Raw genomic sequence first — 4,202 nt, forward strand, 5'->3', positions numbered from 1 at the left:
CGTGGCCCAGGCCCCGGCCCACGGGGCGCCCGCCGCCGAGGGCCCCGGCGCCCAGAACGCCACGGCCGAGGAGCAGGCCCGGGCGCGCAAGGAGGCCCTGGACGAGATGCTCTACGCCGCGCGCGCGGCCCAGGGCAACGAGGACCACGACACCGCCCTGCGCGAGCTGGCCACCCTGCTGGCCCAGCCCGACGTGACCCCGGACATGGCCGAGGAAGCCATGTACATGAAGGCCGACATCCTTTCGGTGAAATACAAGGACGACCTGGCCGGGAATTTCGACGAGATCAACGGGGCCTACGAGGCCGCCGTGAACCACAACCTGGAGTCCTGGCGCGTTCCGGCGGCGCTTTTGCGGCGCGGCGTGCTCAACCTCAAGGTCGGCAACGTGCCCGAGGCGGCGGCCTTCTTCCGCCTGCTGCGCGAGCGCTACCAGGGCGACCCCAACGTGCCGCTGACCTACTACTATTGGGGCGACTACTACTTCAACAAGGGCGACTACCAGAAGGCTGCGGACGAGTTCCAGTACCTTGTCCAGGTCTATCCGGACAGCAAGTTCGTGCGCGAGGCGTCCCTCGGCCTGGCCAGGGCCCTGCGCCACCTGGGATACGACAAACAGGCGTTTCAGATCGTGGACTACATCGAGAAGCGCTGGCCCAGGTTCTACATCGAATTCCCGCCGTTCCTGCGCCTGATGGGCGACGCGGCCTACACTGTGGAGAACTACGACAAGGCCAAGAACGACTATTGGACCTATTACAACATAGATCCCAAGGGCGACGAGGCGGACATCATCCTCGCGCGGCTGGGCGACATCTATGTGCGCACCAACCGCCCCGGCGCCGCGCGCGAAATGTACGACAAGGCCCTGGCCGATTTCCCCGACCGCGAGGGCGGGCTCATCGCCAAGATGCGCCTGGCCGAGGAGGGCATCTACGACGAGCCCAGCGTGGAGCAGATGTTCACGGTCTTCGACCGGCCCCTGAACCTCGCCCCGGCCCAGGCATACGAGCACATCGTGGCCAAGCATCCCAAGAGCCCCCTGGCGCCCCTGGCGCAGCTCAAGCTGGCCATGTGGCAGCTTTGGAACAACAAGAACCTCGAATCCCTGGCTGCGGTGCTGGATTTCGAAAAGAAGTTCCCCGACAGCGGGCTTCTGCCCCGCGCCCGCGAGGTGGGCCTCAAGGCATTCGGCGGGCTGGCCGTGCAGCTGGTGGCCGACGCCAATTATCCCAAGATCGTTTCGCTGTGGCAGGAGTACGATTTCGTGCGCGAGATGGCCGGACAGCTCGACCCCCAGGCGCGCATCGCCCTGGGGCTCAGCCTGTGGAAACGCGGGATGCCCGACAAGGCCCTGGAAGTGGTCCGGCCTTTCCTGGACGAGGAGCAGGTGCCCGAGCAGTCCGAGCTGGCCATGAACCTTGTGCTGTCCATCTACGCCGACACCGCCCGCTGGGAGGACGTTCTCGGCGTGGGCGAGGCCGTGCGCCAGTGGGAGCTGAGCCCCGAGGCCGAGCGCGAGCTGCTCTATGCCCGGGCCCTGGCCCTGGAAAACCTCGGGCGCTTCGAGGAGAGCCGCCCGCTGTGGGTGAGCATGGGCTCCGATCCCGGCCTGGCCCCGGCCCAGCGCGCCTACGCCACCTTTTTCCTGGCCCAGGACGCCCTGGCGGGCAAGCGCCTGCGCGAGGCCTACGAATACGCCCAGGACGCCTACGAAATGCTGGTGGCCCAGGGGGGCGAGGAACCCAGGCTGCGCGAGACCCTGGGCATCCTCCTGGACGTGACCGAGCGCTCGGCCCGCTACCGCGAGGCCCTGAAGTGGGCCACCGAGCTGGAGGGCCTGCTGCCCCAGGGCGACCCCTCGCGCGCGGCCCTGATCTACCGCATGGCCGGGCTGCACCGCCGGGCCGGGGACCTGCCGCGCTGGCGCGAGCTGCTGGGCGAACTGGCCTCCCGCCAGGCCGGAACGCTCTACGGCCGCATGGCCGCCTCGGACCTGCAGCTGGAAAAAATCGAACAGGCCGCGCGGGAATACGCTCCCTCCGGGAGCTTCTAGCAGCGCGGGCCCGCGCGGCGCGGCGTTTCGTGGCCCGGGAGCCCCGCGCGGCGGACATCCCGCCGCGCCGTACGGAATCGACGGCGGGCCGGAGCTGGGCGCCTTGCGCGGTCATGGCGTCCCGCCGCGCCGCAGGGCACACGACCACCGCTTTCGGGCGCCGCGCGGAACGCAACCCACGCCCGGGCGCCGCGCCCGCGCCGCCAAGGAGGGCCGCATGGACAGATCCCCCGTGGTCGCCGGACGTTTCTACACCGCCGATCCCCGCGCCCTGGCCCGGGAGGTTGCCGGTTATCTGGCCCTGGCCGAAACCCCCGAGGAGGCCCCGACGCTGCTGGCCATGGTGCCCCACGCGGGCTATGTGTTTTCCGGGCCCGTGGCCGGGCGGACCCTGGGCGAGGCACGGCTGGCGCCGCTTGTGGTGCTGCTTGGGCCCAACCACACCGGCCAGGGCCAGCCCCTGGCCCTGTGGCCCTCGGGCCGCTGGACCTTCCCCGGCGGCGGGCTGGACGTGGACGCCGGGCTGGCCGGGGCCCTGCTGCAAGCCGAGCCGCGCCTGAAGGCCGACACGGCCGCCCACAGCCAGGAGCACTCCCTGGAGGTGGTCCTGCCTTTCCTCGCCGCCGCGAATCCGCAGGCCGCCATCGTGCCCATCTGCGTGGCCGAACCGCGCTACGCCGAGCTGGAGGCCGTCGCCGCCAGCCTGGCCGGGGTTCTGGGGGCCCTGGGCCGCCCGGTGTCCCTCGTGGTCAGTTCGGACATGAGCCACTTCCTGGACGACGCCCGGGCCCGCCGGGTGGACGCCCTGGCCCTGGAACCCGTGCTGACCCTGGACCCGCGCGGGCTTTATGACACCGTGCGCACCCAGGGCATCAGCATGTGCGGCGTGCTGCCCATGACCCTGGGCCTGCTGGTGGCCAAGGCCCTGGGCGCCGCTTCGGCCCGGCTGGCGGCCTATGCCACCTCCGCCGCCGCCAGCGGCGACACCTCGCGCGTGGTCGGCTACGCGGGGGTCCTTGTGCGCTGAGGCGGGGGCGCGCCCCGGGGCCGTCGGTCCGCCGCGCCCTTGCCAGCACCGTTTCGGGCCTTATATTAAAGAGCTTCCTGCAACACGAACCCGAGAGGGATGACCATGTTGAACTGTCCCGTGCGCAAATCCGCCGCCTTCGGCCTGCTGGCCGTCATGCTGCTGGCCCTGTGGTCCTGCCAGGCCACCAAGCCCCTGCCCCAGCCCCGCCGGGTGGTGGACCCCGCCCAGGTCGAGGGCTCGGCCCAGTCCCAGCGTTGGGACCTGGGCGCCATCCACTACGAGCACTTCGGCCAGGGCATGGATTACCGCAAGGCCGGGCTCGATCCGGTGTTCCTGGTCTTCAAGAACAAGAGCCTGCAAACGCCCGCCGTGCGCATCGAGGAGGTGCGCGGCGTGGGCGCCGACGGCGAGTACCTGGCCTATACCCTGGAAGAGGCCACCACCCTGGTCTTCGCCTCCGAGGCGTTTTCCACCACCGTGACCAACGCCTCGCGCACCGGCGCTCTGGGCGCCTTTCTGGGTGCGGGGCTGGGCGCCCTGGCCGGAACCATCGGCGGCGGCGACAACATCTGGAAGGGGGCGGCCATCGGCGCGGGCGTGGGCGCCCTGGCTGGCGGCGCGGCGGGGACCGTGGCCAATTCCGAGGCCGACCTCAAGCGCACCATCCGCGGCGAGCTGAAGCAGTACGGCTGGAACGAGGAGCCCATCCCGCCCGATTTCACCCGCGTGGGCTATGTCTATCTGCCCGCCGGGCGCGGCATCGAGACCCTCAAGGTCGTGGTGCGCGTGGACGGGCAGGTCCTGCCGTATTCCATGCGCATTGCCGACGCCCAGCCCCAGGCCGCCCCGTAACCTCGCCGAGCGACAGGCCGCCACAGCAGCATGCGGACGCCGCCTTCCTTCGGGAGGGCGGCGTTTTTTGTGCGGGCGCAGGGCGCCCGGACACGGGCCGCCGGAAGGGCGGAAAGCCGGGCGCAGGCGGGGTGGGCGCCGGGGCGGGGCGCGCGGGCGGAGGCGGGAGCCGGGTGCAGACGTGAAAATCTGGCCACGGCGCAGGGGCGGGGACGCGATGCGGGGGGCGGAGGCACGGCGCGGGGACGAGGCGCAGGGGCGGGA

3 protein-coding genes are annotated in these 4,202 nt (G+C 71.2%); all 3 read left to right on the top strand.

Going from position 1 to position 4,202, the window contains the following annotated elements:
* Positions 1–2,056, top strand: a 2,056-nt coding sequence (locus tag M0P34_RS14060) for a tetratricopeptide repeat protein (protein ID WP_291500227.1), incomplete at its 5' end; no start/stop codon positions are given.
* A gap of 217 nt (positions 2,057–2,273) precedes the next feature.
* The gene (amrB, locus tag M0P34_RS14065) at positions 2,274–3,083 is read left to right on the top strand and encodes an AmmeMemoRadiSam system protein B (protein ID WP_291500229.1); all 810 of its coding nucleotides are present in this window, start codon (positions 2,274–2,276) and stop codon (positions 3,081–3,083) included.
* A gap of 105 nt (positions 3,084–3,188) precedes the next feature.
* Positions 3,189–3,938 (top strand): hypothetical protein, encoded by a 750-nt coding sequence (locus M0P34_RS14070; protein ID WP_291500231.1) that lies wholly within the window; start codon positions 3,189–3,191, stop codon positions 3,936–3,938.
* The last annotated feature ends 264 nt before the right edge of the window (positions 3,939–4,202 follow it).

The sequence above is a fragment of the Desulfocurvus sp. genome (assembly GCF_023230885.1).
Classification (GTDB): domain Bacteria; phylum Desulfobacterota; class Desulfovibrionia; order Desulfovibrionales; family Desulfovibrionaceae; genus Desulfocurvus.